Source organism: Clostridium sp. FP1, assembly GCF_011065975.2.
In the GTDB taxonomy this organism is placed as follows: Bacteria; Bacillota; Clostridia; order Clostridiales; family Clostridiaceae; genus Clostridium_AD; species Clostridium_AD tagluense.
This window is the reverse complement of the sequence record NZ_JAAMNJ020000001.1, coordinates 1,494,452-1,519,930: the sequence shown is the minus strand read 5'-3', so window position 1 is coordinate 1,519,930 and position 25,479 is coordinate 1,494,452. Positions and strand designations below refer to the sequence as shown.

Sequence of the window (25,479 nt, the reverse complement as noted above, 5' to 3'; positions counted from 1 at the left end):
AATATTAGTTGTTGCCAACAAAGTAATTATATACCATAATTACTTATATTACAACTTGAATTTTAAAAATATTCAGATATATTTGAAAACTTATTTATATCTAAACTTTTTCACTTTCCATCTATATATTTTCTAGTCTCCTCTTCAGCATTACTATAGGCCTTCCTCATTTTATATCCAAATTCATCTTTACTAGTGCAAAAGTCTGGAATACCCAATATCTTTATAACGCCATGCACAACTTCAGGTGATAGATAAGAAAATGACATGTTTAATACCTCTTCATCTACCACATTTGAATTCTCAAATTCTCTTTTTAAATCCACAATAGTTTTTTTTGACTTAAGCTGTTTTTTTGCTTTTCTTTTAATTACATCACTTTCATTGCCACTTCTTAAAATTCTCAAGACTTTTAAGAATTCTTCTTTATCCATGCCTCTCAGCTTTAAAATCACAAAGGGGTCCTTATCAAATTCAAGTCCAAGCAGATAATGAACAGCAGCTATATGTTTACATGGATTTGCAGCATCAAGGCATGAACAATGAGTTATTAAATGTATTTGTTTTTTAGGAAAAAGAGAAACTCCAGCTTCTTTAAAAGCTTCCTCTATATTTTCAGGCATTTCTCCATTTAAAATCATGGCACAAAATATAGCTTTTTGTGCCATAATATTCATAATGTTTTTCCACTGCTCTTTTGAGAAAATATCAATCTCCATATTTACTGTATATGGCGTTACTCTACCACCCTGAACTTCTGCAATTATTTCGCCCTTTAAAACTTCCATACTTAGTACATTGCCAGCCCTTGCGTATTCACGCCCTTTATCAATTCTAGAACTTATAGTAAAGCTTGAAATTGCATTATTCCACTTTTTAGACCACCAATTAATCCCAAATTCGTTTCTTATTCTTCCGGTCATAGGGCTACATCTCCTTACCATATCTAGGTATGCATTATTAATCCACTTTATCTGCTATCTGTCAATTGTTAACTATCAACTATGTTGTCATGCTCTAATATAAATAGTTCTCTAAGTTCATCATTGTTCATTTCTGATATCCAGTTCTCATTTGTGGAAACTATACTTTCAGCAAGTGCCTGTTTCCGTTCCAGCATCTCATCTATTTTTTCCTCTAATGTTCCCATACATATGAATTTATGCACATGAACATTCTTAATTTGGCCTATTCTAAAGGCTCTATCTGTTGCTTGATTTTCTACAGCAGGATTCCACCATCTATCGAAATGAAAAACATGATTAGCTTTTGTAAGATTTAGCCCAAGGCCTCCAGCCTTTAAGGATAATACAAACACCATAGGTTCCACTGTGTCATCTTGAAAAATATTTATCAATTCTTCTCTTTTCTTTCTACTAGTCCCTCCATGTAAAAATAATGCTTTTACATGGAGTTTTTTCTCGATCTCTAATTGCAAAATGTGTCCCATTTCTGCAAACTGCGTAAATACCAGTGACCTATCCCCTTCTTCTATAACAACTTCTAGCATTTCCAGGAGCCTTTCAAGTTTTCCAGAGCGACCTTCAATTTCACCATTGTCCCTTAAAAACTGTACAGGATGGTTGCAAATTTGCTTAAACTTTGTTAGAGATGCAATAATTAAGCCTCGCCTCTGTATACCCTCAGAGCTATCAATTTTATTTAAACAATCATTTACTACCGCTTGATATAGTGTAGCCTGCTCCTTTGTTAGAGGTGCATATTCCTTAGTTTCAATTTTTTCCGGTAAATCTTTAATAATATTTGCATCAGTTTTAAGTCTACGTAGTACAAAAGGGGAAATTACCTTCCTTAGTTTACTACTTTTTTCAGGATCTCCCTGCCTCTCAATAGGAACTGCAAATTCGCGTCTAAAGGTTGACCAATTGTACAAATATCCACTATTTAAAAAGTCCATAATAGACCATAAATCCGAAAGTCTATTTTCAACTGGTGTTCCTGTTAATGCCACCTTATATTCTGCTTTAAGGGCCTTTATATGCTGAGTTTGTTTGGATGCGCTATTCTTAATATTTTGCGCTTCATCTAATATAATTCCTGCCCATTCTTCTTTTTGAAATAAATTCTTATCCCTTACTATTAGCGCATAGGTTGTAATAACAACTTCATTTTTGTGTATTTCCTTGCTAAAAGTTTCATAAGTCCACCTACTATTCCCGTGATGAATCGCAGTTTTAAGTCCAGGTGCAAACTTTTCAATTTCCCTTTCCCAATTTCCCACAACAGAAGTAGGACATATTATCAAAGTAGGCTTATCCGTTAACTTATTTTCCCGCTCGTAAAGCAAAAGACATATGCTTTGTACCGTTTTTCCAAGGCCCATATCATCTGCAAGGCAAGCACCTATACCATGATTCCTCAAAAAAGTTAACCAATAAAAACCTCTTTTTTGATATTCCCTTAGAGTACCACTAAATCCTGATGGAATATCAATTTCCTCTATACTGTTAAGATTAAATAATTTTTCGAAAAAATGCCCCACAGCTTCTTGATTGTCTATATTATCAACACTAATTCCAGGAATTATTTCCTCATCACTTAAATTAAGTCTTAATAATTCTCCAACGGGAATTTTCCCATTTAAACTTTTGTTCATTTTCATCTTGGAAAGTGTTTTAATTTGATCTATATCAATTTGTACCCACTCACCTCTTAACTGAATAAATGGAACCTTCAAATCTGAGATCCTATCAAATTCTTTCTCGCTTATGGCATTTCCATCTAGGGCGAGCTTCCAATCATATTCAAGAATAGTATCCATATTAAATGTACTCTTTGTTGCTAAATTAGTATTTGTACTATTATTTTTATCCTTTAATTTAACTGAAAGTTTTGAAGGCTTTTTCCACCAAGATGGTGCGATAATACCAAAGCCTTTTTCCTTTAAAAAGTAAGCTGATTCTCTTAAAAATGAATAGGCTTCCTCCGTAGATATCTTGCATTCTACAGGTACTGCATCATAAAGACTCCTTTCAATTGGAATAAATACTTTTGATGCAACTGCTAAATCCTCTAGAAGTCGTTCTTGGGGATTATTGAATTTTTTGTTTAAATAGGTTATGGTATCTAAAGATTCTTCAAAAATCATTTTTGCTGGTAGCATAAGACTAAGATCATCCTTTGCTTGAAGCAAATATTCAATTGTCCACTCTTCACCCCGACTTGGTGGCATAACTTTGAAACAGGTACGAAACTTAAAGTTGTTTTTTTTAATTTTTAATGGTTCTATCCATTTTTTATACTCATTTAGCATTTTAATCTGATCACTTGTATCAATGGGTATTTCAGGGAATCTTGAAAAAAGAGAATGTATCCAAGTACTTCCTAGGCTAAAAAAACCTTCTCTTAAGTAATCATGCTCTGTGTTTATTTCGCTACAACTAAATCTCACCATACTATCAATCATACAATCTATAAAATCACTTACAAGTTTAGTTGCATTTGTATATTTAAATTCCTCATTCTCTAAAGGAAAATAGGCTTTACACTCTGTGGGCATATTGCTACATAGTGCCTTTTTTTTATCAATATACTCTGAATCGCTTGTATGCCATCTCCACCTAGAATTCACTTTTTTAAGAACCCTATCTATGGTTAAAGAAGGCAAATATTTATGCTTTATAATTAGTTCAGCTGTGAATTTTGCAACTGTAATCCAAAACTTTAATTCCTGTGACAATTCTATTCCATCCGCGCAGTTTCTATCTATATTTAAAATTATATGAAATGAATCTAAATCACTAAAAGTGATGCCTCTAATTTCCCTTTTAAGAAGCTTATTTTTTATTGCATCATATTTATATTTTCCACATTTAATCTCTAGTGCTGAATTATTTAGTTTGTTACGCAACTCTTCGACTGAAGCCATTTCTTCATATAGTGGAAGTACATCTTTAGGTGTTCTACCTTTTCTTGTACACTTAGTCTGCCCGTTTTCGCCCCACAATATAAATGTGTGCATGCCTTCTGTAGTTTCTATCCATCCGCCATTTAATATCATTTAACTTCACCCTCTACTAATGCCGTTAATATTTTATTGCATACTATACAGTTTACCATATTTAACTTAAAAATTTCACTTTTATATTCTGTTTTATTATTTTTAAATTCTACTTTACCAATAAATCATAATTCATATATTTAAAAGTAAAGTTGTGAAGTTTTTGTTCGACATATATAATATATATGATTTCAAAAAAAATTACGAAATAATTCAATTAAAATTTATTTTTTATTAAATCCTATGTTTATAACCATTCGAAAGTGAGGGAAAGTATGAATAATAACAATATACTATTAGAATCTGGAACTGGTGAAGTTGAAATACTCGAATTTGTCATAAGTAATAAGCATTATGCAATTAATATTATAAAAGTTAAAGAGGTAATACATGCAAATAACTTAACAAAACTCCCTGATTCACATCCTGCCATAGCAGGACTTACACTATATAGAGATAAAATAATAACCTTAATAGATTTAAAATATGTTTTAGAAAAACAGCATAAAAGTGAAATTGAAGCAAAAATTATTCTATGCGAATTTAATAAAATTCAGGTTGCCTTTAGTATTGACAATATTGTAGGTGTTCATCGTATTAAATGGGAACAAATAACCAAGCCCGATGACATATCTGTTAATTCACTAGTTATAGGAAATATTGTTTTAGGAAATAAAATAATACTACTTCTAGATTTCGAAAAAATAGTTACTGATATCAGTCCTTCTACAGGAATTAGTGAGGATAAAATTGTTGACATAGCTTATAAAGATAGATCTAATGTTAAACTAGTCCTGGCTGATGATTCTCCATTAATTAGAAGATTATTAAAAGATACTCTTCTTAAGGCTGGATTTAATAACTTAAAGATATTTGATGATGGAAAGCAAGCTTTAGATTATTTACTTAATTTAGTTGAGGAAAAAAATGAAAAGTTTGTGGAAGACTGTAACGTACTTATAACTGATATTGAAATGCCTCAAATGGATGGTCATACACTAACAAGAAAAATTAAAGAACATATTATCCTTAAAAAATTGCCAGTTATATTATTCTCTTCATTAATTACTAGTGATTTAAAACATAAGGGTAACTCTGTTGGTGCAGATGCACAACTAAGCAAGCCCGAAATAGGAGAGCTTGTAACTTGTATTGATGGATTCATTAGCAATTCTCATAAGTAAATAACACTATATACACTATTAGTAATAAAAGCTGTGAATTTAATATTCACAGCTTTTAGTCGATTAACCAATTTATCTATCATCTTTAAACACCTCTCATATAGTAATACACATGAAACATACAAAATCTCTCAATTAAGTAATAATAACAAAAATGCCACCTCCGTGACAAGTGGCACTAAATTTTCTCACTTATAGAAGCAGGAGACTTTCCTTCTGAAATGTCGTTAAAAATTTAAAATTAAAGAATTTTACAAAGATTCCGATAATTAATGCAGGTACTAAATATCAAATATTCTAACAAGAGGTGATTATATGAATAAATCTATCTTATTTGTAGATGATGAGAAGCCTATTTTAAAAGCTATTAGGCGAATGTTTCTAGGTAGCCAGTATACCGTGTTTTACGCTGAAAGTGGCGCAGAAGCTTTAGATATATTAAGTAAAAATACTATAGTTCTAATTGTTTCAGATCTAAAAATGCCTGAGATGGATGGATATGCACTTTTAAGTAAAGTCATGTTACTGTATCCTTCAACTATTAGGGTAATATTAAGTGGTTATGCTGAAGAGAATTTGATATTTAGCGCTATAAAAAATAACTTGGCAAGAGCCTATTTTTTAAAACCTTGGGAGGATGAAACGTTTAAAATAGCTATCAATGAAATTTTTAAGACCCAGGAACTATTAAAAAATGAAAATTTATTAGATATTGTAAACTCCTTCGATACCTTACCTACTTTGCCTGGATTATATATAAATTTGAATAAGCTTATAGCTAGAGATGCTGATATAGAAGAGATTTCATCAACTATACAAGAGGATCCTGCTATTTCAAGTAAAATACTGCAGGTAGCTAATTGTGCCTATTTTGGAGCAAAAACAGGAGCAGTTAAGAAAGCAATTATGAATTTAGGCTTGGTAAACATTAAAAATATAATTCTGACGTCAGAAATTTTTAATTTAGTTCCTACTAAATTAAAAGAAAAAGAATTACTTTGGGCCCATTCTAGTCTGACAAATCAAATCATGGTTAAAATATACAAAAATTTACTCAAAAAAAAATTACTAGATAAAGATGCATCAGCAGGTCTTATGCACGATATAGGAAAAATTATTCTCTTTAAAAATTTCCCTATAGAATACGAGAATGTACTTAATGATATTACTAAAAGGAAGATACCATTTAGTCAAGCTGAGAAGGAACGCTTAGGCGTATCTCATGAAGAAATTGGTGCATATCTTTTAAACTGGTGGGGTATCCCTGATTCTATTGTAGAATCAGCCTTATACCATCATAACCCTTTAAATGCCAGTAAGATAAATCTTGAACTAACTTGCACTATTCATATTGCTGATTACTATTCACTCAAATTGTTAAATTTAGAAAATTACTCAATTTTAGATGATAATGCTTTTAATTGTTTGAATATTAAAAAATCAGAGTTTGAAGAATTTATTGAAGATATTAAGAATGAGGTGGACATGAATGGAGTATAACAATGTACTTTTCGTAGATGATGAAGTAAACGTATTAAGCTCAATTAAAAGAGCCGTTATAACTGAAGTTGGAACAGGAACTATTTTTACAATTAAACTTCCTTTAACAAAAATAAATGATGTAATCGAAGAAAACTAACTAACATATGAAATAAAACAAAGGTGCCACCCACGTGGCATCTGTAAAATAATAAGCTACAAAAAAACCTTTACAGAATAATATTTCAGTACTATAATGAACACAAAGTAATATTTTGGTTATTGTTCACATGAAAAATAAATATAATTAACTAGGGGTGCCAATTTGGCTGAGAAGGTTTATATTAACCTAACTCTCTGAACCTGATGTAGCTAAAACTACCGTAGGAAAGTTATTTGCGATGATTATTATAATTAGTCTTTATAGTATTTCCTTGTAAAAAGCTTTACCATATGGTAAAGCTTTTTTTAGTTTATATTTAAAATTTAATAATTAGTCATTTCCATAAAATAACAAGTGATTACCACTAGTTATTTTATGGAAATGCCTAAAGCAAGGGGAGCTTACTTGTCACATGAAAAATGTGCCTTCATAAGCTGAGAAAGAGATGTTATCTCTGACCCTCATAACCTGATTTGGGTAATTCCAACGTAGGGAGCGGATTTGTATTTTTATTGCAAGCTCTCTATGGGCTTGTATTTTTTATTTCCATAATATTCTTTTTAGGAGGTAAATCATGATTATAAATGGCACTGAAATGATCTTTGAAAATGGCATAACTATAACTACCCTACTTACTCATTTAAATCTATCTTCCGAAAAAGTAGTTATAGAAGTAAATTATGAAATCATACCAAAAGAAAACTATGAAAACCATAAACTTTATAAGGCAGATATCATTGAAGTAGTAAGCTTTGTGGGAGGTGGTTAAAATGGATAATATCAACATGATACCTGTGGATAATATTTCTGAAAAACTTAAAAATGCTGTAGTTGGTATTGCTGGACTTGGTGGTCTAGGTTCAAATGTGGCAGTATCTTTAACAAGAATAGGTATAGGCAAACTTGTACTTATTGATTTTGATAAAGTGGATAAAAGCAATTTAAATAGGCAGCAATACTTTTTAAGGCATATTGGAATGTATAAAACTGAAGCCTTAAAAGAAGTATTGAATGATATTAATCCTGATATAGAGCTTGAAAGCACAAATATATTTGTGGATGAAACTAATATAGAACAATTATTTAAGGATGTAGATATCATAGTTGAAGCCTTTGATAATTCTCAAAGTAAAGCTACATTAGTTAATACTACTTTGCTTAAAATGCCTGATAAACCTATAGTGGCTGGCTCTGGTATGGCAGGATATTTTTCAAGTAACTCAATAAAAACAAGAAAAATACGAAATAATTTTTATCTAGCTGGTGATGAATTCTCTGATATTGATCTAGGCTACACGCCTTTTGCACCTAGAGTAAATATAGTAGCAAATCACCAAGCTAACATGGTACTTAGACTTATTTTAGGGGAAAATGATGTTTAAATTTATTTTATATAAAGGGAGTGTATATTATGGACAATCTAATAATCGCTGGTGTAGAGCTTAAAAGCAGACTATTAATAGGTACAGGTAAGTTCAGTAATAATGCTATGGTACCCAAAGTTATTGAAATTTGTGGTACTGAAATAGTTACTATGGCAATTAGAAGAGTTAACTTATCATCGAAAGAAGAAAATATTTTAGAGTACATACCTAAAAATTGTATATTGTTACCTAATACTTCTGGCGCTAGAAATGCAGAAGAAGCAGTTAGAATAGCTCACCTTGCAAAAGCCATGGGCTGTGGTAACTGGATTAAAATTGAAGTTATATCAGATAACAAATATCTATTACCTGATAACTATGAAACCATAAACGCAACTGAAATTCTTTCAAGAGAAGGCTTTGTAGTACTTCCCTATATGAGTCCTGATTTAATGAGTGCAAAAAGATTAGTTGAAGCCGGCGCCGCTGCGGTGATGCCTCTTGGTTCTCCAATAGGAACTAACCGTGGAATAAGAACTAAGGAATTAATACAAATACTAATAGACGAAATATCTCTTCCGATAATCGTTGATGCCGGTATAGGAAGACCCTCTGAGGCAGCTGAAGCAATGGAAATGGGAGCTGCTGCAGTACTTGTTAATACTGCTATAGCAACCTCAAATAATCCAGTGCAAATGGCTGAAGCCTTTTCACTTGCAGTAAAAGCTGGAAGACTTGCGTATATTTCAAAGCTTGGCTCTGAAAATAGTTTAGCTGTAGCATCTTCTCCTCTAACTGGCTTTTTACATGAAGGTGATAAATAATGAGTTTTTATGATTGTTATACTGAGCATAAGAATATTGACTTTGAGGATTTTTTTAAACAAATAAAAGATGAAGATATTTTAAATATTCTTAACAACGATAAGATTTCAAAACAGGATTTTTTAGCACTACTTTCGCCAACTGCCGAAAAACATATGGAAAAGATAGCACAAAAGGCTCATCAATTATCACTGCAGCATTTTGGAAAAACAATTTTGCTATTTACCCCCTTATATATATCAAATTATTGTGTTAATAAATGTGCCTACTGTAGCTATAATGTGGAAAATAAAATAAAAAGAAAAACCTTAACTATGAAAGAAATTGAACAAGAAGCAAAGGCTATTGCGTCTTCGGGGCTTAAACACATTCTTGTACTAACCGGTGAAAGTAGCACTGAAGCTCCTGTATCTTATATAGTTGATGCCGTGAAAATTTTAAAGAAATACTTTGATTCAATTTCAATAGAAATATATCCCTTAACTACAGATGAATATATGAAAGTTGTTGAAGCTGGCGTAGATGGTCTAACCGTCTTTCAAGAAACTTATGATGAGTGTATTTATGACAAAGTCCATATCAAAGGCCCAAAGAAAGATTACAAGTTTAGATTAGATGCACCTGAAAGAGGCTGCAAAGCCAAAATTAGAAGCATTAATATCGGCGCACTGCTAGGTCTTGCTGATTGGAGAAAAGAATCTTTTTTTGCAGCACTACATGCAGAATATCTTCAAAATAAATATGCGGAGATGGAAGTTAGTATTTCCACCCCTAGAATAAGACCTCATGTAGGAAGTTTTAATGATCTATGTTTTGTAGAAGATAAAAATTTACTTCAAATAATTCTTGCTTTTAGAATCTTTCTTCCTCGTGTAGGTATAACACTTTCTACAAGAGAAACCCAGAGCTTTAGAGATAATTTAATTCCCCTGGGAATAACTAAAATGTCTGCTGGTGTATCTACAGAAGTTGGAGGCCATACATCATCATCCTCCTCTGGTGAGAGTCAATTTGAAATAAGTGATGATCGAACTGTTGAAGAAGTTAAGCAAGCAATACTTGCTAAAAACTATCAACCTATTTTTAAGGATTGGATGGCACTTTAAATTCATCATTAAAAGGTGCATGAAATATACTGAGTATTAAAAAAAACTAAATAATAAAGGAGATTTTAAAATGATATATACAACTCAAATGGATGCTGCAAGAAAAGGCTTTACTACAAAGGAAATGGAAATAGTGGCTAAAAAGGAAAATATGGATGTAGAACTTTTAAAAAAGCTTATGTCACAAGGTAAAATTGTTATACCTGCCAATAAGAATCACAAATCCCTAGACCCAGAAGGCGTTGGAGAAGGCTTAAAAACAAAAATAAATGTAAATTTAGGTATATCAAAGGATTGCTATGATATTGATGAAGAAATGAAAAAAGTACAACTAGCTTTAGACATGAAAGCTGAGGCTATAATGGACTTAAGCTCCTTTGGAAAAACCAAAGAATTTAGACAAAGACTTGTTACATGCTCTTCTGCTATGATTGGTACTGTTCCAATATATGATGCTGTAGGTTTTTATGATAAAGAATTAAAGGACATTACTGCAAAGGAATTTTTAGATGTTGTAGAAAAGCATGCAAAGGATGGTGTTGATTTTGTAACTATTCACGCAGGTATAAACCGTGAAACTGCTAATGTATTTAAAAGAAATAAACGCCTTATGAACATTGTTTCAAGAGGTGGTTCCCTTCTTTATGCATGGATGGAACTTAACAATAAGGAAAATCCTTTTTACGAATATTTCGATGAGTTATTAGATATATGTGAAAAATATGATTTAACCTTAAGTCTAGGAGATGCATGCAGACCAGGCTGTCTAAGTGATTCTACTGATGCTTGTCAAATCAAAGAATTAATGACACTGGGAGAACTTGCCCTAAGAGCTTGGGCTAGAAATGTACAAGTTATTATAGAAGGACCAGGTCATATGGCATTAAATGAAATTAAAGCAAATATGCTCCTTGAAAGGAAACTTTGTCACGGTGCTCCCTTTTATGTACTCGGACCTATAGTTACAGATATAGCACCAGGCTACGACCACATAACAAGTGCCATCGGCGGAGCATTAGCTGCAAGTTGTGGAGCTGATTTCTTATGTTACGTAACTCCAGCTGAGCATCTAAGATTACCAATGCTTGAAGATGTTAAAGAAGGTATCATCGCTGCAAAAATAGCTGCTCACGCTGGTGACATAGCTAAAAATATTCCAGGTGCTCGCGACTGGGATAATGAAATGGCTAAAGCAAGACAAGAACTTGATTGGGAAAAAACCTTCCAGCTTTCAATTGACCCAGAAAAAGCTAGAAGATATAGAAAAGAATCTACTCCTGAACATGAGAATAGCTGTACTATGTGCGGAAAAATGTGTGCTGTGAGAAATATGAATAAAATAATGCAGGGCAAAGATATAAATATTTTAAGAGAAGACAATTAATGTGCTATACCTAATAACCAATAGAAATCTAGCTTATAATAAGGATTTTTATAATATTATTAATGAAGCTATAAATGGCGGTATATCTGCTATTATTCTTCGTGAAAAAGATTCATCTTACGCTGAGCTTTTAAGCATGGCTAAAAAAGTGATAAAAGTTATAGGTATCAGAGATGTAAAGCTAATAATAAATAGTAATTTAAAAGTAGCAAAGGAAGTGGAAGCTTATGGCTTCCACTTAAGCTTTGAAAAATTTATTGAAACAAAGTTATCCTTTAAGGGTATTATTGGAGTTTCCGTTCACAGCCTATACGAAGCAGTGGAAGCCAAAAAACACGGTGCTGATTATTTATTATTAGGTCATATATTCCAAACAGATTGTAAAAAAGGTCTTCCGCCTAAAGGCATAGATCTTATTAAAACTATTAAGCAGAATGTCACTATTCCTGTAATTGCCTTAGGTGGAATAAAACCCGAAAATATTCTTAAGGTTATGCAATCAGGTGCAGGTGGCGCCGCAATTATGTCTACCATAATGCAAGCTGAGGACCCTTATACTGTAACAAAACAATATGCTGATAAGATAATGGAATTTGTATAGATGCAACAAATGCAAGTTAGGTATTAAAAGGAAGTGATAAAATGCAAATTAATGATGCTGATAAATATAAAGAGGAATGTGGAATAGTAGGTGTATTTTCTAATGAAGAAATCAATTTGTCTTCTATACTTTATTCTGCACTTAATTCACTTCAACATCGTGGGCAGGAAAGCTGTGGCTTAACATATTCAGATAGTCGTACCCTCATTTGTCATAAGGACATGGGGCTTGTAAATGAAGTATTTTCCAAGAATAACCTCAATAATATAAATGGATTTTCAGCCATTGGTCATGTACGATATTCTACCTTTGGTGAGAGTACTGCTGTGAATGCTCAGCCTATTTTAGATGAATGTTCCTTTGGTCAAATAGCGCTAGCACATAATGGTAATCTTACAAATGCAGTTAACCTAAAAAAGCATCTTGAAGACTATGGATTGAAATTTAATACTTCTACGGATTCTGAGGTTATTTTAAAACTTATTGAAAAGCATTATAATTCTTCTATAGAAAACACCTTAGAAACTATATCAAAAAATATTGAAGGTGGATATGCTATTGTTCTGCTTACAAAGGACAAGTTATTTGCTATGCGAGACTGCCATGGCATAAGACCTTTATGCATAGGAAAGCTTAGGGATAGTTATATAGTATCCTCTGAAAGTTGTGTTTTAGATATTCTTGGTTACGAATTTATAAGAGATGTTGCTCCTGGAGAGATAATTAGGATTGATAATAGCGGAATAGAAACAATAAGTTTTATAAAAAATGCTATATGTAGCACCTGCGCTTTTGAATATATATACTTTGCCAGAATAGATAGTAAAATTGATGGAGTTAGTGTTTATAACTCTAGATTCAAAGCTGGTGAGCTTTTATTTAAAGAATGTCCCGCTGATGCTGATATTGTAATAGGAGTACCTGACTCTGGCACCTCTGCTGCTTTAGGATATTCTAAAGCTTCCTCAATACCTTATACTCTAGGCTTTGCAAAAAATAATTTTATAGGACGAAGCTTTATAAAACCCTCTCAAGCTAAAAGAGAAGAAGCAGTATCTTTGAAGTTAAATATTATCAAAGAAAATATTAGAGGTAGAAAAGTGGTAGTTATAGATGATTCCATGGTAAGGGGCACAACCTGTAAAAAAATTGTCTCCCTGCTTAAGGAAGCAGGTGCAAAAGAAATTCATTATAGACTAGCTTCACCTATAATAAAATATCCCTGTCACTTAGGAATTGATACTTCCAGTAAAAAAGAACTTATAGGTTCTAATATGACCTTAGAGTCAATACGTGACTTTGTTTGTGTAGATAGCTTGGGATATATAAGCACAGAAGGATTCTTAACCACTTTAGGAGATAAAAAAGATGCATGTCTAAAATGTTTTATGTAACGTATACGAAAGATTAAAACAATGCCTGAAATTAACAGTGAGGGTTAATCATTATTAACCCTCATTACTTTATACCTATTTTATACTTTTAAGTTTCTGTATCTATTGTATGCAGCCATTATTTCTTGCTTTCTTGGCATAGCTAAACTTCCACTTCCACCTTTTATCCGCTCTATGGATATTAACCCATTTTTCTCTATTTCACAAATTATATTGTCCACCATATTTTCAAAGTTTAAGTTCTTATTCATAATACTTGCCTCTGCCCATTTCATAATTGACCCTATAGCATTTATTTGCTCAGTATCAACTATTTGTTCCACGGCCCTTAAATCTATGTCTTCTCTATTTATACTTAATGTATCTAGTCCTATTGTTTTGATTTTAATGCCCTTTTCTCCTGACCTAATAGTTCCAGCTTTAACTTGTCTATTAAATTCAATATCTATTTTTAAATTTCTATCATTAATTCTTTTTATAATATGACCTTTACTTAGCTTTTTAGCCTTTTCTGTTACATCTACAGCCTCATAATTATCCAATTGCACAACAGAATCTGCTACATCAAAGAAATCTCCCGAGCTCCCTACTACTATTATTGTTGAAATACCTTTTTGCTTATATAAAGGCCTTACTATTTCAATAAATGGTGTAATTGGTTCCTTTTCCTTGCAAACTAATTTTTGCATTAATTCATCTCTCATCATAAAATTAGTAGCTGAAGTATCCTCATCTATTAAAAGTACCTTAGCGCTACTTTCTATGCCCTCTATAATACTCGCCGCTTGTGATGTACTTCCACTTGCGTTTTCTGTGCAGAATTCTACTGTATCTTTCCCATTAGGCAAGTTACTTATAAATAGTGATATATCCGTTTTAGTTACACACCTGCTATCTTCAGCCCTTACTTTTAAAGCTGATCCATCTGTTATAACAAACTCTCTACCATCACCTTCAATATGATTATAAACTCCAAGTTCCAATGCTTTTAATAATGTGGATTTACCGTGATATCCTCCACCTACTATAAGCGTTATACCTTTTTTAATACCCATTCCGCAAATTATGCCCTGGCTCTCTGTATTAAATTCTACTTCTAATTCCTTTGGTGAAACAAATACAATGCCTCCTCTTAATGCTTTTGTAGATATGCCACTTTCTCTAGGAAGCATTGATCCATTAGCTACAAATGCTACTAGTCCTCTATTTTGGAGTTCCATTCTTATATATTCTTGATCTTCTACTAGCTTTACTCTATTTACTAATTTTTCGCTATTAATATTTTTATATATTAAGGTTTTTTCTACAATGCTTGGTATAACATTATACAAAATCTTCTCAAGCTCTCTTGATAAAACACTTCTCCCTCTTGCCGGAAACCCAACATAAAATCTTGCTTCTATTTTATCCTCATCTATAATTATTGAAGTTCTATTTAATATCTCCTGTGGACATCTGCTTATAGCTACTAGTCCACTCTTTCCGGACCCAAAAACTTTTACGCAGCATTTATTTATACTTGAATAAAATTCTCTTGTTAAATAGTCTGCTACTGCAATATTTTTATTTTTATTATCAAAAAGTTCCTTTGGAAATTTAGCAATATTCTGATTTACTATTACTCTAATTCTTGATGGTGATGCAAAAGGGTCACCTTGAACATGATCTATGCTAAGTGTATAATTTTCGAAATCGTATTCGCCCTCTAAATCCTTATAAAGCCTATAGCTTTTTCCATCAATTCTGTCTAAATCTTTTTTTAATGCTTCTGAATTTTTCATTTAACGCTCCTCTTATATTCCTATAAAATAAATTTCACTTTTCCATATTATAAAAAATAGCAAACAACACTATTCCATTTCTAAATTAACCACACACTTATCACAAACAAATACTAAAACCCACTTTTTAAGATTTTTATAATTTAAAAGTTCCTCAGAATTTTTATATTTATTGATTTGTACTATTGCCTCTTCTTTTCTTCGATTTACTAAAGCTTCACCATGTTTATCGTATTCTTTTTTTGCTATATATTTAAGTTCAATTATTCCATAATATTTTGGCTTTATTATATGATTATTCAAAAGTGCTATATCTATATAACCATCCTCTACCTCATATTCTGATTTTATAAGATACGCTTTAGCTAGATTTAAATAAGCTATCATTATTATTTTGATGTATTTTTCATCGAAGGCAATGAAATCTCTGTTTGATAATTTATTTAAGGTTCTTTCAATTGTACTTACAAATGAAGAATTATCTCCATTTAATGCAATGTCGAATATAGAATTCTCTATATCAGCAGTATCTAGACTATATTCAGTTAACTCATTTAAGCTACTAACAAAAAAATCATAATATAATCCCTTTATAGCTTCATTAGGTACCTTAAGTATTACCCTACCCATGACTTGCTTTTTTATAGTAAGCATTCCCAAATAAAATAAGAGTGACCTAAAATCATCTTTATTATATCTCTTTTCCAGACTAAACTCTTCAGTTATTCTTGAAAATACTTCCTTGCCACTGACTATATCTTTTAATACCTCCATATTATTTGATTGATTTTGCAACTTGAATAAATTGCCAACTTTGCTATAATCACTAGCTATATTTTTATCTATTAAATTAGTTGGACCTTTCCCGGTTTCAATAAAGGCTTTAAGATAGTAGAGAATCATATCACTATTAAAAAGTCTAGTTGTTGCATCCTCTGAAAACAGGTAACCATTATAATTCTTTTTTAAAATTTCCATTAATTCTCCCGTTTCTTCAAAAGACATTGCTTCATTAAAAGTTGTTTTAATTAAACCTCTTACCTCCTGCTCTGTAAAACCCATCATTTCATTGAAATTCACATGTCTTGTTAAATCATCCGCTATATTAAACCCACTAGTCATACTATCTAAAGTAATAGGAGATACTCCTGTTGCAAATATTCTTCCAACTACTTTTTCTGTACCTATCTTTAATGCTTCATAAAATTTCCTCACAAATCCTGTTTTACTTATGCTATCTTTAAACAATTCAGGTTGAAAACTCAAAAGTTCATTTGCAAAATGATCATATTCATCTATTATTACATAAATAGGTTTATCTATTCCATATTTTACTGTAGTAAAAAAATTATTTAGCATACTGGCTGCATCATCATAATCTTTTCTATACTCAACATTTAAATTATAGTTTTTAATGAACCGATCAAAAGATTCTCTAATATTTTTTAAAAAAGATTCCTTTAGAGATTCTTTAGTATCAGTGTTTAGGCTGGAGAAATTAAAATTTAATATGTAATATCCATTTCTCTCCTTAGTAGGATTTTGAGCTATATACGTATCACGGAATAGTCTTTCAAAGTTGTCTCTCTGACTTATATCAAAATAAGCGGATAGCATTGAAGTAAAAAGACTTTTCCCAAATCTCCTAGGTCTTAGGAAAAATATATAAGGAGCAGGATAATTTTCAAGCTTTTCTATATATTTAGTTTTATCTACGAAAACATAATTTTTTTCTATTAAAGTTTTATAGTCACTTATGCCATAGGGTATTCTTTTCATTCTTACACCTCTTTTTCAGTTTACAGTTATTTTTTCATCTATATACTTATTATATACCATATATGCTCGTTCTTAAACCACAATAGCTTGCTTTCACATTAAAAAAAGAGTTGTGTACTAAACACAACTCCTAGACTAAAGCTTTGAAGATTTTATCAATTTGCTTATATGCCCTGTATAATAAAGGGATAATTTGTGTAAAGCTCTTGTGCTTGCGATATACAATAGCTTTTTATCATCCTCTGTTTTATAGTTTTCATTATTTGTCTGGTAGATTATAACTCCATCAAATTCGAGACCTTTTGCCATATAAATAGGAACTATAACCACCCCTATGCTGGTATCATCTGCGCTCTCATTTAACAATGTAGCCCCAATGCTTTTTCCTATACTTTCAAAAATACATTTAGCTTCACACATGCTTTTACATATAATAGCTATGGATTCATATCCCTCCTTTTGATATCGTGCAACTCCCTTAATGATTTCAAATTCCATTTCGCTATTACAGGAGTTCTTATGAATTTCAGGAACATCCTCGTGCCTATCAAAGCTTTCAATTTCTACATTGGAATCAATAAATTGTGAACTAAATGTATTAATTTCATAGGAACATCTGAAGCTCTTAGTCATAAAAACTGTTGTAGTCTTTTTCTTACTGAGAATAGTTTTTATGTCATCATATATTGTTAAGTCAGCATTTTTTTCCATGGTTTGATTAATATCACCCATTATGGTGTACTTAGCATTAACATATAGATGTTTTAATACTTCAAAATGCAAGGGGTAGTAATCTTGTGTTTCATCCACTACTACTTGTTTTATATCTTTATAACTGCTTCTTCCAGACATTTTGAGTTTTAAATACAATAAAGCAATCCCGTCTTCATAGCATAAACTTCTATCTTGCAAATTGCAATTTGTATAGTCCAAAATTTGCTGAATGTTAGAGGGCAGTTCTATTCCTTTTGATATACGATAAAACAGTTCCTTATTTTTAAAAAGTTTCTTATATAACTCTACTACATCTAATCGAGTAAATTTATAGATTATTCTTTGAAGCGTTGCACTTTGTTTTACAGATAATAATCGTGCAAATGGCCTAATTTCAAATCTATGCTCCTGATAATTACTTGCAAACTTTTCAAGTTTAGGTAGACGAATTTTTCTTAATTCTTGCAATTTTTTCATAATACGAGCTTCTATAATTGATAACCTTTTTTCTAGTGGCATATTCACCTTATTGTAATGGATTAACTCTTCTTTTAGCAAATGCCTATCAGCAATATATTCACCATTATAATAAACATCAGTAATTTCAATCATCCTATGCTCAAAGTAGTTTAAATAAGCATTCAATATCAAAATAAAATTCTTGGAGAGTTTAAATTCCATACCAGATTTAAGTAGTTCCTTTTCTGCCATGCTACCCGCAGTTATAATTTTTTCTAACAGTGAATTTCTACTTTTTATTTCTAATCTACCTTCAAAAACATCTGCAAAAATATCCTCAAATGTAAGGGTTGAGACATTTTTTTCCCCAAGCTCTGGGAGCACATTAGATATATACTTATCAAACAGACTATTAGGTGATATAATCACAATATTATTCATGCTAAGTTTCGAGGTAAGCCCTTGATACATCAAAAAAGCTACTCTATGCAAAGCAACCGATGTTTTTCCACTTCCTGCAACTCCTTGCACTATGACAAGGTCATTTTCAATATCTCGGATAATCATATCTTGTTCCCTTTGAATTGTTTCTACTATGGATTTCATTTTAGGAGAAGTATTGCAAGATAAGGCTTTTTTCAAAATATCATCCATTATATTTACACTGGAGTCAAAAAAATATTCTAGTTTGCTATTTTTAATTTCATATTGCCTTTTCAAGCTAACTTCTCCAGTTACTTTCCCACAAGGTGCTTGATAACTCACCTCACCAATTTCATATTGATAAAAGATACTTGATATTGGTGCTCTCCAATCATAAATATATGTTTCATAGGTTTCATCATTTGTCAGGTTTGCAATACCAATATATATACTTTCCTTTCCATACCGCTTCTCATAAAAATCTATTCTAGCAAAATAAGGTGATATTAATAGTTTTTTAAACTTTTCTATCCGTTCTTCCCTTGCCTGATAATCAAAAGTCTGAATAGCCAACGGATTAAGATATTGAACTGTTTCGGAATTCTTATCAAAATCATCTGCTGAATGACAGGTATTTTCATACATATCACGTCTTGCTGCAATAAGCTTTTGCTTGTTGCTTAAAATTTTATTTTCTTCATATTCTAACTGTTGTGCAATGACAGACAATGTTTCTTTCAAATAAATATTCTCTTGTTTTAGATTTTCCTCGTAATTATCCATAGAAAATTACTCCTCCTTTGACAATAATAGTTCAAACATAGATTTTGCTGTATTCGCAATATAGATTTTAAATTCACTCTCATCAGATATGAGGGAACGCCTTGCAATATAAATAGAAACTTCTCCCTGCATATAGGCGTGTACAATATGCAGTACATTTCTAATCTTATCCCTTTTAGGAGTATACTTATATAAATTTTTCCAGATAGTTTCAATATTCTCTACAAGACCATCTACAACTTTTACTGTTGCTATTTCATCAACCTTAGGTCTTTCTCCACCAATAATTTCTACCCATGCAAGACGAAACCAACCTTTATTATTAATATAGAAATCTACAAATTCATTGAAAAAACATAGCAATTTTTGATCATAATTATCTACTACTGAGATATGCTTCTCAAGGTTCTCGGAAAATTTTTTTAAAACTTCTATATGTGCTTCCCATAGCAAATCATCAAAAGAGCCGAAATAGTTATAAAGATTTGTATGGGCACATCCTAGGTTACGAGCTATTTCCCGTAAATTAACACTTCTGATATCATCTCTATTTCTCATTAACTCAAGCGCAGCATCAATTGCTTGCTCCTTTGTAATTCCCTTTTTCATGAATAAGACCTCCAAAAAAATCTAATTACCAGTGGTAGTTACCACTGGTAATTAGATTTTAAATCATATAGATTTGTAAGTCAAGTTATTTTTAGGAATAGTATTTTTTAATATGATCCGTTTATGATAATGTCTTACTATACCACATTTGATTATGTCCCAAATATGAAAACATTGTATAATAAACCTCATGACTAGAAATGAGGTGCTGATAATAAGAAAGGTGAATTTAACTATGGAAGAAATGGATAAGTACTCTACTATAAAAAAATTAATAGAAACAGATGCCAATAAAAAGCGAGCAGCTATTGCTCTCAATTGTTCGGTTAGGCATATTAACAGAATGATTAAGGGGTATAAAGAAAGTGGAAAGGAATTCTTTATTCATGGTAATCGAGGGCGAAAGCCCGCACATGCTCTTGATGCTAATACCAAGCAGTTAATCCTAGATTTATATTGCACCAAATACCCTGAAGCTAATATTACCCATTTTTGCGAATTGCTAAAAAAGCACGAGAATATAACGGTTTCTACTAGCACCATTCGTTCTATCCTTATGCAAGATTTCATCCTGTCCCCTAAGGCGAAGCGTGCTACAAGAAAAAGGATTAAGGCTGAATTAAAAGAACTGCAAAAAGCAACTAATTCTATAAAAGAAATTGCTAAAATTCAAAGTTCCATAATTGCTGCCGAGGATGCACATCCTAGACGTCCAAGATGTGCTTATGCAGGCGAAATGCTTCAAATGGATGCTTCGGTACATATTTGGTTCGGTAACGAGAAAAGTCAGTTGCATATCGCAGTAGATGATGCTACTGGCGCTATTGTGGGGGCTCATTTCGATTCACAAGAAACTTTAAATGGGTACTATCATGTACTACACCAAGTACTTACTAAGTATGGTATTCCCTACATGTTATTCACTGATAGGCGTACTGTCTTTGAATATAAACAAAAAAATTCCCCTTCAGTTGAAGAGGACACATTTACACAATTTAGCTATGCATGTAAACAATTAGGTATTGAAATTAAAACCAGTAGTGTTCCACAAGCCAAGGGACGCGTAGAAAGAATGTTTCAGACGTTACAATCACGCCTCCCCTTGGAAATGCGGATAAGTGGTATAAACACAATTGAGCAAGCAAACGAATTCTTAAACTCCTACATAAAAGAATTCAATGCTCAGTTTGCATTACCTGTTGATAATATCAAATCTGTCTTTGAAATGCAACCAGATATTGAAAAAATCAACTTAACTCTTGCCGTATTGACCAGTAGGAAGGTAGATAACGGAAGTTGTATCAAATTTAAAAAGAATTATTATTTGCCTGTTGATTGCAATGGATATCCTGTACATTATCGCAAAGGAACAGTTGGAATGGTAATTCAATCATTTAATGGCCAGATTTTCTTGTGTGTAGATGAGAAAGTTTATGCGCTAGATTTATTACCTGGACATGAACTTTCCTCCAAAAACTTTGATTTAGCAGTTCCAAATACCCAACCTAGCAAACGCTACATACCACCAATGAGTCATCCTTGGAAACAAGATTCATTTGAGCGGTATTTAAAGAAACAGGCTCACCGTAACAATAATGTAGCATAGAAACACTAAAATTCTGTTCATTTTAGATCTTTGAAAAAGACAATCTTCAAAGGTTTATTAAGTGAACCCAAAACATACTTTGATAATAGATTAAGAAACTAACCAATGGAAGTCATAAATAATAAAATCAAATTAATAAAAAGAAATGGATTCTCATCCATTAGCTACGCTAATATAAATAGAAGGATTCATACACATTTTCAAAAATGACCTTTAAGCTTTAATGGACCCCCAATTATAAGCCTACGGCTAAAAGATATTTAGAAAAGATTTTAGGAAAATTTCAAAGTAATTAAATAATCTTATAGCCACTTTGTGCAACATTCATTAAGTAACCCAAATTAATAAAAGCACCAGAAAAACTGGTGCTAATGTTTTAAATACTTGAGGACATTTTCAAAAATGCTTGACAGTTATTTTTAGGAATAGTATTTTTTAATTTTCCCTATACCTTCCTAGCTTAAATATAATAAGAATTACAAACAATTTTAAAAAAATATATCAAAAAATTATGATGAGAGAGATAATTCGATTTCCAACAAATGCTACTCTATTAATTAAAAGATGAATTGTAATAACTTCTAACAATTATAGGCGTTGGTTCGTAATAAGCACTAGAATTATAATTATCTATAATATTACAAATTTCATTCACTACTTCCTTATTTCTTACATGCAAAGTTTTAGCAACTTTTTCAATCATATAGCACATAAAATACAGGTCATCTTCCTTGATTTCCTCATCTTCAAAAAATAGATTTATCATAATGAATAAGCTCCTTGATATTTTAAATCCTCTAATGATTTACCATTACAAAAAACTATTTGATGTGTTGGATATTTAAATTTTACTAACACCCAAAAGGCTTCCCTAGTTATTATTCCATCTATATAGTCTTCTATATAATTCCTCTCCTACATGAAACAACAAAGTCTAACCATTCATCTGTCATATTATTAAATTTTAAAATCTTCAATTCTCATTATAAATATATTTATTAATAACATGCTTTATTATTCTGTCTTATCTTATATCCTAAAAAAGATTTCAATAATTCAGGTTTAAGAAATACTAGCTACTGCATACTACATTTAGAAAATTTTCACTGTAAAATGTGCTAAACGTAGTTTATTTCAACCCCTATCTGCTGCCACTTTCATGTGTACATTATTTTAGTTACACATAATGAATATTATATTTAAGTGAGGGGGGCAATATTCATTATAAATCAACACCATGTTAAGGTTCAACTTTTAAAGACCTTTGCACCCATGCTTTTAACTTCTGTTTAAATACATCCCATGTTAAGGTTCAACATAATGATAGACAAGAAATGCAGACGACCATTGATTGTTTAAATACATCCCATGTTAAGGTTCAACGGATTTACACAAAAGCCACAATTAGCTTCAAAAGTGTTTAAATACATCCCATGTTAAGGTTCAACGAAAAGAAACTTCTTACACTAATATTAAAGGCGAATGTTTAAATACATCCCATGTTAAGGTTCAACATGTATCTATTGACCTTCTGAAATTCTAACTGTGAGTTTAAATACATCCCATGTTAAGGTTCAACCCACAGGACTTAAAATACAAGGAGGAATTATTATTAGTTTAAATACATCCCATGTTAAGGTTCAACAACAGAAATTAACACAAGGAACAAAATCTCCCTACGGTCGAGTATAACCGTTATCCACAGCCACTTCCGCAAGCTGTTTCCTATATAAGTACAAATCTTTATCTAGTTTAAATACATCCCATGTTAAGGTTCAACTTCAAATCAGATAAAGACCACTCGCAAGATAAAAGTTTAAATACATCCCATGTTAACGTTCAACGATAATTGTTAGACAGGGAAGATTAGATGGAAAGTCGTTTAAATACATCCCATGTTAAGGTTCAACTGCATGAAATGTATTTACAATCTATATGTATTTTTTGTTTAAATACATCCCATGTTAAGGTTCAACTGCAGAAATAATACAAGCTAGGTTATTAGGCCGAGTGTTTAAATACATCCCATGTTAAGGTTCAACCAACGCAATTAAGCCATTCTCTAAAATCAATAATACCACTAAACACTTGGAATATCAAACTTTTATAGAAAATTTACCAGTGATTTTCGAAAATTAGAAACTTCATATAAAGAAACAGCCTTAAAGCATTGAATCTATTGGCTTTAAGGCTGCTTTTTATTTTGAAACGGTTGGGAAATTTTTAGTTTCTTAAGTTTATACTATTATCTGTTTTTGCAAAGACAATATCCATATCCTAACGAATTTTTTTCAAGTAAGCCTGTAGCCATAGCAACATATGCCATTGTTTGAGATAATTCATCTTCCTTAATTTTAATTTCAAATTTATTTCCAAGTAATTTGTTGTTTTTATATTTGAATGCAATAGGCTTATTGTTTTTAACTTCTATTGTTTTAATCATATCATGCTCTAATACACAATCAATCCCATTGATCATTTTTAGTTTTTTTAAAAGATTGCCATTAATGCTATTTTTAATAACTTCAATATCCATTTTGTTAGTCCACACTTCACCATCAATAATTGCTATGGCTGGTGTTACATTAAATATTTTATTTATGGTGTTTAATTTGATACTCTCAACTTCAATTCCCAGTACATCAAATTCATTTGTTGTAGTATTTTTAAGACTCACTCTAAAGGCTTCTGCCATAAATTCATCTATACATCTTAATCTTGTCATATACAGACTACCTTTTTTATAAGTTTTATCTTTCTCAAATGGAGATAGACCTTCAAATACATACAACTTATATACATTTACCTTATGTATACTTTTTAAGTATTCGTTATAAAGCATTGATTTATTAAAAAGTATTGATAATTTTTCTGTTACTTCATCAAAATACAAATCTTTTTTTAGGTTTAGTGTTAATTTTACTTGGCAGTATTGCATATTAAGTTCCCTTCCTTACTTCTCATTTAACTGTAAATTTTATTTTTTCTCGGCTAATAAAACATTGTCTTGATATTTTAACATATTTATCAAGTTAGTATATAGCGTTGATTTTGAACTTGCAAAATTTAAATGTTCTGTTTCTTGTGTTATGAACTGTTTCCGACTATTATTAAAATAAAAATATGCTAATTTTTTATTATTCTTATTATCTTTTATAATTTGTTCTATTTCACTATGTTCTATATTTCCTTTTGCATCATTAAAGCATATCAAATCATATTTATCATAATTACGCCTTCTATCCATAGTTTCGTATTTTGTTGCCTTAAAACTTTTCAAAATTTCTACAATCTCATTTTTATCATTATTCCCTTTTGATAATACAATAATTTTTTTATTATCAATTAATTTTTTTTCGTAATCTTGTACTTCTATTATTTTTTTCAACTTGTCTACATTTGTATTCAAATAATTATCCACTGTCTCATTTACTTTCTTATCAATCATGATTTTAGCTTCGCGGAAACTTACAAAGCCTAACATTGTTAGAACAATTCCTATACATATTAAAGTTCTATCAACACTCTCTTTTTTCCTCTCTAATTCAATTTTTTCGTTAGTCCAGTCTGATTTTAAAATATTAAATTTTTCCATTATTTCATTCTTATTTTTATCTAATTCAATGTTTAATTCTTTCGATTTAATATCATAATTTGAAATTATATCATCATATTTCCTTATCTTTTCTTCAATTTCTCTAATAGTTTTATTCTCAATTTCATTAGTTCCATATACAACTGGGCACGAAAACATAATCATAAATGCTACTAAAGCAAAAATCACACCTACCTTTTTCATAAGTTC

At 31.1% G+C, this 25,479-nt stretch carries 20 protein-coding genes, 2 CRISPR repeat arrays and 2 riboswitches; of the genes, 11 read left to right on the top strand and 9 right to left on the bottom strand.

Features of this window, described 5'->3' with window-relative positions; all coding sequences use genetic code 11:
• Window positions 1–110: 110 nt before the first annotated feature.
• Together G9F70_RS07390 and G9F70_RS07385 are read right to left on the bottom strand one after the other, a co-directional pair.
• Window positions 111–923, bottom strand: coding sequence for a hypothetical protein (locus G9F70_RS07390; protein ID WP_164945413.1), 813 nt, complete (start codon window positions 921–923; stop codon window positions 111–113).
• Window positions 924–991: 68 nt separating this feature from the next.
• Window positions 992–4,021, bottom strand: coding sequence for a DEAD/DEAH box helicase (locus G9F70_RS07385; protein WP_164945412.1), 3,030 nt, complete (start codon window positions 4,019–4,021; stop codon window positions 992–994).
• A gap of 275 nt (window positions 4,022–4,296) precedes the next feature.
• On the opposite strand from G9F70_RS07385, the gene G9F70_RS07380 reads away from it, so the two are divergent.
• The 10 genes from G9F70_RS07380 to purF all read left to right on the top strand — a co-directional run bounded on the left by G9F70_RS07380 (window position 4,297) and on the right by purF (window position 13,520).
• On the top strand, window positions 4,297–5,205 hold the full coding sequence (locus G9F70_RS07380; RefSeq protein WP_164945411.1) for a chemotaxis protein: 909 nt from the start codon (window positions 4,297–4,299) through the stop codon (window positions 5,203–5,205).
• Between the two features lie 315 nt (window positions 5,206–5,520).
• Entirely contained in the window at window positions 5,521–6,705 is a 1,185-nt protein-coding gene (locus tag G9F70_RS07375; RefSeq protein WP_164945410.1) for an HDOD domain-containing protein, read from the top strand.
• Window positions 6,695–6,844 (top strand): hypothetical protein, encoded by a 150-nt coding sequence (locus G9F70_RS07370; RefSeq protein ID WP_164945409.1) that lies wholly within the window; start codon window positions 6,695–6,697, stop codon window positions 6,842–6,844. The genes G9F70_RS07375 and G9F70_RS07370 overlap by 11 nt, the downstream gene beginning before the upstream one ends.
• Before the next feature lie 143 nt (window positions 6,845–6,987).
• A riboswitch (TPP riboswitch) is annotated at window positions 6,988–7,091 on the top strand.
• Window positions 7,092–7,230: 139 nt separating this feature from the next.
• Window positions 7,231–7,361: riboswitch (TPP riboswitch) on the top strand.
• A gap of 60 nt (window positions 7,362–7,421) precedes the next feature.
• The gene (gene thiS, locus G9F70_RS07365; protein ID WP_125003440.1) at window positions 7,422–7,616 is read left to right on the top strand and encodes a sulfur carrier protein ThiS; all 195 of its coding nucleotides are present in this window, start codon (window positions 7,422–7,424) and stop codon (window positions 7,614–7,616) included.
• Between the two features lies 1 nt (window position 7,617).
• Window positions 7,618–8,229, top strand: a complete 612-nt coding sequence (thiF, locus tag G9F70_RS07360; protein WP_164945408.1) for a sulfur carrier protein ThiS adenylyltransferase ThiF — start codon at window positions 7,618–7,620, stop codon at window positions 8,227–8,229.
• Window positions 8,230–8,258: 29 nt separating this feature from the next.
• Window positions 8,259–9,035 (top strand): thiazole synthase, encoded by a 777-nt coding sequence (locus G9F70_RS07355; protein WP_164945407.1) that lies wholly within the window; start codon window positions 8,259–8,261, stop codon window positions 9,033–9,035.
• Window positions 9,035–10,141: a 2-iminoacetate synthase ThiH gene (gene thiH / locus G9F70_RS07350; RefSeq protein ID WP_164945406.1), complete on the top strand. Its 1,107-nt coding sequence runs from the start codon at window positions 9,035–9,037 to the stop codon at window positions 10,139–10,141. Before G9F70_RS07355 ends, thiH begins: the two co-directional genes overlap by 1 nt.
• Before the next feature lie 70 nt (window positions 10,142–10,211).
• Window positions 10,212–11,525 carry a phosphomethylpyrimidine synthase ThiC gene (gene thiC, locus G9F70_RS07345; RefSeq protein ID WP_164945405.1) on the top strand — a complete coding sequence of 438 codons (1,314 nt, stop codon included), beginning with the start codon at window positions 10,212–10,214 and terminating at the stop codon, window positions 11,523–11,525.
• Between the two features lies 1 nt (window position 11,526).
• A complete protein-coding gene (gene thiE / locus G9F70_RS07340; protein ID WP_164945404.1) occupies window positions 11,527–12,126 on the top strand; it encodes a thiamine phosphate synthase in 600 nt (199 codons plus the stop codon).
• 41 nt (window positions 12,127–12,167) lie between these two features.
• The gene (gene purF / locus G9F70_RS07335) at window positions 12,168–13,520 is read left to right on the top strand and encodes an amidophosphoribosyltransferase (protein ID WP_164945403.1); all 1,353 of its coding nucleotides are present in this window, start codon (window positions 12,168–12,170) and stop codon (window positions 13,518–13,520) included.
• 80 nt (window positions 13,521–13,600) lie between these two features.
• Here the strand turns inward: purF and G9F70_RS07330 are convergent, their stop codons facing one another.
• The 4 genes from G9F70_RS07330 to G9F70_RS07315 form a co-directional block, all read right to left on the bottom strand.
• The gene (locus G9F70_RS07330; protein WP_164945402.1) at window positions 13,601–15,301 is read right to left on the bottom strand and encodes an ABC-ATPase domain-containing protein; all 1,701 of its coding nucleotides are present in this window, start codon (window positions 15,299–15,301) and stop codon (window positions 13,601–13,603) included.
• A 69-nt stretch (window positions 15,302–15,370) separates the two neighbouring features.
• Window positions 15,371–17,080 (bottom strand): ATP-binding protein, encoded by a 1,710-nt coding sequence (locus tag G9F70_RS07325; RefSeq protein WP_164945401.1) that lies wholly within the window; start codon window positions 17,078–17,080, stop codon window positions 15,371–15,373.
• 135 nt (window positions 17,081–17,215) lie between these two features.
• On the bottom strand, window positions 17,216–19,459 hold the full coding sequence (locus G9F70_RS07320) for a HelD family protein (RefSeq protein ID WP_164945400.1): 2,244 nt from the start codon (window positions 19,457–19,459) through the stop codon (window positions 17,216–17,218).
• A gap of 6 nt (window positions 19,460–19,465) precedes the next feature.
• Window positions 19,466–20,068 (bottom strand): TetR/AcrR family transcriptional regulator, encoded by a 603-nt coding sequence (locus tag G9F70_RS07315; RefSeq protein ID WP_164945399.1) that lies wholly within the window; start codon window positions 20,066–20,068, stop codon window positions 19,466–19,468.
• Between the two features lie 235 nt (window positions 20,069–20,303).
• On the opposite strand from G9F70_RS07315, the gene G9F70_RS07310 reads away from it, so the two are divergent.
• Complete coding sequence (locus tag G9F70_RS07310; RefSeq protein WP_224617461.1) at window positions 20,304–21,674, top strand: ISNCY family transposase; 1,371 nt, start codon at window positions 20,304–20,306, stop codon at window positions 21,672–21,674.
• A 553-nt stretch (window positions 21,675–22,227) separates the two neighbouring features.
• Here the strand turns inward: G9F70_RS07310 and G9F70_RS07305 are convergent.
• The 3 genes from G9F70_RS07305 to G9F70_RS07290 all read right to left on the bottom strand — a co-directional run bounded on the left by G9F70_RS07305 (window position 22,228) and on the right by G9F70_RS07290 (window position 25,473).
• Complete coding sequence (locus G9F70_RS07305; RefSeq protein ID WP_164947527.1) at window positions 22,228–22,440, bottom strand: hypothetical protein; 213 nt, start codon at window positions 22,438–22,440, stop codon at window positions 22,228–22,230.
• Window positions 22,441–22,896: 456 nt separating this feature from the next.
• A CRISPR array of direct repeats spans window positions 22,897–23,319; the repeat unit is 30 nt; unit sequence GTTTAAATACATCCCATGTTAAGGTTCAAC.
• Between the two features lie 104 nt (window positions 23,320–23,423).
• Window positions 23,424–23,716: a CRISPR direct-repeat array (repeat unit 30 nt; unit sequence GTTTAAATACATCCCATGTTAAGGTTCAAC).
• Between the two features lie 203 nt (window positions 23,717–23,919).
• Entirely contained in the window at window positions 23,920–24,612 is a 693-nt protein-coding gene (locus G9F70_RS07295) for a hypothetical protein (protein WP_164947526.1), read from the bottom strand.
• A 39-nt stretch (window positions 24,613–24,651) separates the two neighbouring features.
• Entirely contained in the window at window positions 24,652–25,473 is an 822-nt protein-coding gene (locus G9F70_RS07290; RefSeq protein ID WP_164947525.1) for an NARF domain-containing protein, read from the bottom strand.
• Window positions 25,474–25,479: the final 6 nt, after the last annotated feature.

Coding starts and splice junctions, on each gene's coding strand:
- G9F70_RS07390 (WP_164945413.1), bottom strand. CDS start 923: ATGACCGGAAGAATAAGAAACGAATTTGGGATTAATTGGTGGTCTAAA.
- G9F70_RS07385 (WP_164945412.1), bottom strand. CDS start 4,021: ATGATATTAAATGGCGGATGGATAGAAACTACAGAAGGCATGCACACA.
- G9F70_RS07380 (WP_164945411.1), top strand. CDS start 4,297: ATGAATAATAACAATATACTATTAGAATCTGGAACTGGTGAAGTTGAA.
- G9F70_RS07375 (WP_164945410.1), top strand. CDS start 5,521: ATGAATAAATCTATCTTATTTGTAGATGATGAGAAGCCTATTTTAAAA.
- G9F70_RS07370 (WP_164945409.1), top strand. CDS start 6,695: ATGGAGTATAACAATGTACTTTTCGTAGATGATGAAGTAAACGTATTA.
- thiS (WP_125003440.1), top strand. CDS start 7,422: ATGATTATAAATGGCACTGAAATGATCTTTGAAAATGGCATAACTATA.
- thiF (WP_164945408.1), top strand. CDS start 7,618: ATGGATAATATCAACATGATACCTGTGGATAATATTTCTGAAAAACTT.
- G9F70_RS07355 (WP_164945407.1), top strand. CDS start 8,259: ATGGACAATCTAATAATCGCTGGTGTAGAGCTTAAAAGCAGACTATTA.
- thiH (WP_164945406.1), top strand. CDS start 9,035: ATGAGTTTTTATGATTGTTATACTGAGCATAAGAATATTGACTTTGAG.
- thiC (WP_164945405.1), top strand. CDS start 10,212: ATGATATATACAACTCAAATGGATGCTGCAAGAAAAGGCTTTACTACA.
- purF (WP_164945403.1), top strand. CDS start 12,168: ATGCAAATTAATGATGCTGATAAATATAAAGAGGAATGTGGAATAGTA.
- G9F70_RS07330 (WP_164945402.1), bottom strand. CDS start 15,301: ATGAAAAATTCAGAAGCATTAAAAAAAGATTTAGACAGAATTGATGGA.
- G9F70_RS07325 (WP_164945401.1), bottom strand. CDS start 17,080: ATGAAAAGAATACCCTATGGCATAAGTGACTATAAAACTTTAATAGAA.
- G9F70_RS07320 (WP_164945400.1), bottom strand. CDS start 19,459: ATGGATAATTACGAGGAAAATCTAAAACAAGAGAATATTTATTTGAAA.
- G9F70_RS07315 (WP_164945399.1), bottom strand. CDS start 20,068: ATGAAAAAGGGAATTACAAAGGAGCAAGCAATTGATGCTGCGCTTGAG.
- G9F70_RS07310 (WP_224617461.1), top strand. CDS start 20,304: ATGGAAGAAATGGATAAGTACTCTACTATAAAAAAATTAATAGAAACA.
- G9F70_RS07305 (WP_164947527.1), bottom strand. CDS start 22,440: ATGATAAATCTATTTTTTGAAGATGAGGAAATCAAGGAAGATGACCTG.
- G9F70_RS07295 (WP_164947526.1), bottom strand. CDS start 24,612: ATGCAATACTGCCAAGTAAAATTAACACTAAACCTAAAAAAAGATTTG.
- G9F70_RS07290 (WP_164947525.1), bottom strand. CDS start 25,473: ATGAAAAAGGTAGGTGTGATTTTTGCTTTAGTAGCATTTATGATTATG.